Source organism: Streptomyces sp. NPDC001153, from assembly GCF_053598315.1.
On sequence record NZ_JBSFJZ010000115.1, the window covers coordinates 1 to 4,638 of the forward strand.

General features: G+C 66.8%; 3 protein-coding genes and 1 pseudogene. 2 read left to right on the forward strand and 2 right to left on the reverse strand.

The genetic code is table 11. The features are described from left to right. Positions 1 to 122 precede the first annotated feature (122 nt). Together ACWDEN_RS47840 and ACWDEN_RS47845 are read right to left on the reverse strand one after the other, a co-directional pair. Positions 123 to 968, reverse strand: a pseudogene (locus tag ACWDEN_RS47840) (transposase); the annotation flags it as partial. Positions 969 to 1,005: 37 nt separating this feature from the next. Continuing rightward, the gene (locus tag ACWDEN_RS47845; RefSeq protein WP_450864417.1) at positions 1,006 to 2,400 is read right to left on the reverse strand and encodes an MFS transporter; all 1,395 of its coding nucleotides are present in this window, start codon (positions 2,398 to 2,400) and stop codon (positions 1,006 to 1,008) included. 153 nt (positions 2,401 to 2,553) lie between these two features. On the opposite strand from ACWDEN_RS47845, the gene ACWDEN_RS47850 reads away from it, so the two are divergent. Together ACWDEN_RS47850 and ACWDEN_RS47855 are read left to right on the forward strand one after the other, a co-directional pair. Continuing rightward, positions 2,554 to 2,943 (forward strand): winged helix-turn-helix transcriptional regulator, encoded by a 390-nt coding sequence (locus tag ACWDEN_RS47850; RefSeq protein WP_351623337.1) that lies wholly within the window; start codon positions 2,554 to 2,556, stop codon positions 2,941 to 2,943. A 747-nt stretch (positions 2,944 to 3,690) separates the two neighbouring features. Beyond that, a protein-coding gene (locus tag ACWDEN_RS47855; RefSeq protein ID WP_450864419.1) for an IS5 family transposase occupies positions 3,691 to 4,525 on the forward strand; the annotation gives its coding sequence in 2 pieces (ribosomal slippage) (positions 3,691 to 3,995 and positions 3,994 to 4,525; 837 coding nt in all). The last annotated feature ends 113 nt before the right edge of the window (positions 4,526 to 4,638 follow it).

A 4,638-nucleotide genomic window follows, 5' to 3' on the forward strand; every position in this document is an offset into this window, starting at 1 on the left:
GGAGCGACGGGACGACATCCATGAAGCCTTCCTCGGGCTCGCTACATGTCTCATCACCTACAGACACGTCCGACGCCTTTGTTAGGACCTCTAAGAGCGTCCGCCAGTAGGTCACCGGATGCGGGGGCTTCGGGGCGGTTGGGCCAGCGATAGAGGGTCCACGCCCGGCGGATGAGGCTACGGATGGTGATCATCGCGGTGGCAAGGGCGATGCAGAACTCGACGCAGACGCGGTGACGTTCGGTGCACCGGCGGAGTTTGCCGAAGTTGTTCATCCACGAGTTCGTGCGCTCCACGACCGACCGTCCGTCGGCTTGGATCGGGGTCTGTTCGCCCCGTTCGGCAATCTTCGCGATGATGCCGCGTGTGTCGAGATCGGCGTAGACCGGCCGGAGGTCGTAGCCCGCATCCAGGCTCAGCGCCGGTTGCTCGGGCAGTGGGCCCAGCGTCTTGGCGAGATCGTCGTAGTGATCGAGGGTGGCGGACAGCAGGGTGTGATCGCAAATGTTGGGCGGTGCGGGCTCGGTGGCCAGCGGGATGCCGTACGCCTCGGTGAGCTGTGAGGGTTTGACGCCTTGTTTGGCCCGGTCGACGGGGCTCTTGCCCGCGCACTCGCCGCCCGAGAGGGCCTTGGTCTGGCAGCCGTCGGCGCTGAGCTGTTCCAAGCCGAGGCCGATCATGCGGTCGTAGGCGACGAGCGCGGCCAGGCGCAGAGCCTCGGCCGCGCCGGCGGCTATCCACTCGTCGCGGCGCCTGCGCAAGGTGGTCGCCGAGCATGTCGTGTCCGCCACTGCCCCATCCCGGACACCAGTACCTCGCTTGTCGAAGACCACCTCATCCGGGATCCGTCGGCGATGACATCCCAACGGATGGGTACTGACCCGCTGCGGCGATGACGCGAGGAACTCCGCACGGATGGGGGCGGTGATCAACGACGGCACGACAGGCGCATCTCCTCCTGCGAGCATAGATATCTCCCCTGCCCGGGGCGGTGTCGCCGCCTGGTCAGTGAGTGGCGTTCTCGGCGACCGGCTTCTTCTCGGCCGCTGGGCGTGGTGCTGTGGCGGGAGATCTCAGCAGGGTGGCGGCGAGCAGGAGAGCGACGGCGACAAGGCCCGAGCCGATGCGGAAGGCAAGCTGGTAACCACCCGTGAGTGCCGAGGCGGTGCTTGCCCCGTCACCCAGCAGGGCATCCGAATGCGAGGTGGCGAGTGTGCTGAGGACCGCGAGGCCGAAGGCGCTGCCGATCTGCTGCATGGTGTTGAACATGCCGGAGGCGATCCCCGAGTCCTGGGGCGTGGCCGCTGACATCGCGAGCGTGGCCAGCGACGGCATCGCGAGGCCGAAGCCGATGCCGAGTGGCAGCAGCGCGGGCAGGACGTCCACGACGTAACTCCCGTCTGCCGGTACGCGGCCGAGCGCGGCGAGACCTGCCGTGATGAGCGAGAGGCCGGGAAGGAGTACGACACGGGGGCCGAAGCGCGCGATCAGCTTGGGCGAGATGCCGAGGGACAGCGCGCCGATCGCGACCGAGACCGGGAAGATCCCGAGGCCGGTGTGTATCTCGTCGAAGCCAAGCACCTTCTGCAGGTAGAGCACGCACAGGAACTGGAAGCTGAACATCCCGGCCACCATGAGAGCCTGGATGCCCATCGCTCCCGAGACGTTGCGCGAGCGGAACACACGCAGTGGCAGGACCGGGTGGGTCGCCTTTGCCTGGCAGGCGACGAACGCGAGGAGTAGGGCGAGTGCCGCGGCGCCGAGGCTCAGCGTGTGTGGGGAAGTCCAGCCGTAGTTGGTGGTCTCGACGATCGTGTAGACGCCGAGCATCAGTGCGGAGGTGACCAGGAGCGCGCCCACGACGTCGGTCCCCTTGCCGAGGCCGACACCGTGCTCGGACGCGAGTACGCGTCCGGCCGACAGCGCGGCCACGATGCCGATCGGGACGTTGACGAAGAAGATCCAGTGCCAGCTGATGGTCTGCGTCAGGGCGCCGCCGGCGAGGAGGCCCAGCGAGCCGCCGGCGGACTGGACGAAGCTGTAGACGCCGATGGCCTTGGCCCGCTCCTTCGGCTGCGGGAACAGGGTCACGACCATGCCGAGAGTGACAGCAGAGGTCACCGCGCCGCCGATGCCCTGGATGAACCGGGAGGCGAGCAGCATCGCCGGGGCCTGGGACACACCGCACAGCAGCGAGGCAGTCGTGAAGACGCTCAGGCCGGTGATGAAGACGCGCTTGCGTCCGATGAGGTCGCCGAGCCGTCCGGAGAGCAGCAGCAGGCCACCGAAGGGGACCAGATAGGCGTTGACCACCCAGGCCAGGCCCGACGAGGAGAAACCGAGGTCGCGCTGGATGGACGGCAGCGCCACGTTCACGATGGTCCCGTCGAGGATGACCATCAGCTGCCCGGCACAGAGCACGACCAATGCCGACCAACGTGATGTCTGTGCTGATGCGTTGGTTCTCCGCACGGCGATTCCTTCCAATGGTGCACGACTTGTTACAGCAGTCATCCTCTGTAACCATGACGCGCGGCGGAAGGAGGCACTTTCATGTCACACAGTCACACCGATGTGTCCGGCCAGGTCAGCAACGAGGCGTGCCCGCTCACCGAGGTCCTCGACCACGTCGCGGGCAAATGGAGCATCGGAATTCTCGTCGCCGCCGCACACGGACCAGTCCGATTCACCGAGTTGGAACGCGCCATCACAGGCATCAGCCGACGCATGCTCACCTTGAACCTGCGCAAGCTGGAACGCGACGGCCTGCTCATCCGGACCGTCTACCCCACCGTGCCACCCAAGGTGGAATACAGCCTCACGCCCATGGCCCGCGAACTCCACGCAAGCCTCACCGGGCTCGTCGGCTGGGCAGAACGCCACCGAGCCGACATCACCGCAGCCCGCGCCACATACGACGCCGCCACGACACCGACGCCCTGACGCCCACCTAGGACCCGGCAGGAGTTGAACAATCGCCCACTGGCGGACGCTCTAAGAGGTCAAAGAACAAGCGTACGTCCAGCAGTCCGGGCGTCTTCCCAGCTCAGGAGGGATGTGAACGATGTAACCGGGCGTCAAGCTCAGGGTAGCCAGCCGGTGCAGATCCGGTCCGGGGAGATGCCAGGGTCCCCGGTAGCTGACTCCCGGCGTCGCTCGAAAGGGTGGCGTCGATGTGGAGTGACAAGCGCCCTTCGGGGGTGTGCAACCGGCCAGTCCGCAACATGAAGTGAAGCCTGCAGCGCCGTCATTTAACCCCCGCCCGCGGGTGGGCCAAGGAGGAGCCGAGCCTGTGCTTGAAAGGCGAAGGCCATGGAAGGCGATCTCGGGCCTGGAGCGGTCGCCGAAGAACCTCCCGGCGTAAGGGGCGTGGAATGGCCGGACGGTTGTCCTGGGAACTGGAGAGAGCCTCCTCGGCCCCGCGCATGCGGTGCGGGAAGCGTGGCCTGCCTATAACCGGCGGAACCGGGAAGTGGCGGGCTGCCGAGAGGCAGTCGCAGTAGTGCTGATCGGCGGGACAACACAACCCGCTGGGAGCGAAGGGCCCCTGCTTCATCGATGCGATCCGCGAACAGGGAGGGGCCCGGATGAGTGCCGTTTCGGCTAGGGCGTGTATCGAAAGTGGATCTTGAGCTGAGATGATCTTGGTGCGTGGCACGTGGAGATCTGACAGAGGAGCAATGAGCGGCGCTGGAGCCGCTGTTGCCGAAGGGCAAGAACCCCGGCCGACCGCCGATATGGACCAGGGGACAGCTGACCGACGGCATACGCTTCCGGGTCCGCACCGGTATCCCGTGGCGGGATGTGCCGGAGGAGTACGGGCCGTGGGGCCGCGCGTACGACCTGTTCCGCCGCTGGCAGCGGGACGGCACCTGGCAGCGGATCTTCACCGAACTGCAGGCCCGGGCCGACGCGAAGGACCCGATCACCTGGGACCTCAACGTCGACTCCACCGTCGTCCGTGCCCACCAGCATGCTGCCGGGGCACGAAAAGGGGGGATCTGCAGAAGGAGCCACCCGGCGGCGTCGCCACCGAGCCGGCCGACCATGCCTCGGACGCTCGCGCGGTGGGCTGACCACCAAGCTGCATCTGGCCGTCGAGCAAAAGCAAAAGCCCATGTCGATCGTCATCACCGCGGGGCAGCGTGGGGACTCCCCGCAGTTCGAGGTCGTCCTGGGCCGCATCCGGGTTCCCCGGCTGGGGACGGGCAGGCCCCGCACTCGGCCGCGGCGGGTCCGCGCGGACAAGGCGTACGCCTCTCGCAAGAACCGCGCCTACCTGCGACGGCGTGGCATCCGCTGCACCATCCCGGACAAGTCCGACCAGGCCCGCAACCGCGGGAAACGTGGCTCGCTTGGCGGTCGGCCGCCGAAGTTCGACCGGATTGACTACCGCGAGCGGCACGCGGTCGAGTGCGGTATTAACCGCCTCAAAAGGCACCGGGCCGTAGCCACGCGGTACGACAAGTTGGCGGTCCGCTACGAGGCGACCGTCCTTGTCGCGGCAATCAACGAGTGGCTGTGACCAGCACATTCGATCCACGCCCTAGGTGTATTGATCACGAGCGTTGTTAACGCTGGCCGGTCTTGATCGTGGCGAAGGCCCCCGTGTGTGGTGGAGGTGTCGAATCTTCACCG

Excerpts from the sequence above, each read along its gene's own strand:
- ACWDEN_RS47845 (WP_450864417.1), bottom strand. The coding sequence starts at position 2,400 with ATGGTCATCCTCGACGGGACCATCGTGAACGTGGCGCTGCCGTCCATC.
- ACWDEN_RS47850 (WP_351623337.1), top strand. The coding sequence starts at position 2,554 with ATGTCACACAGTCACACCGATGTGTCCGGCCAGGTCAGCAACGAGGCG.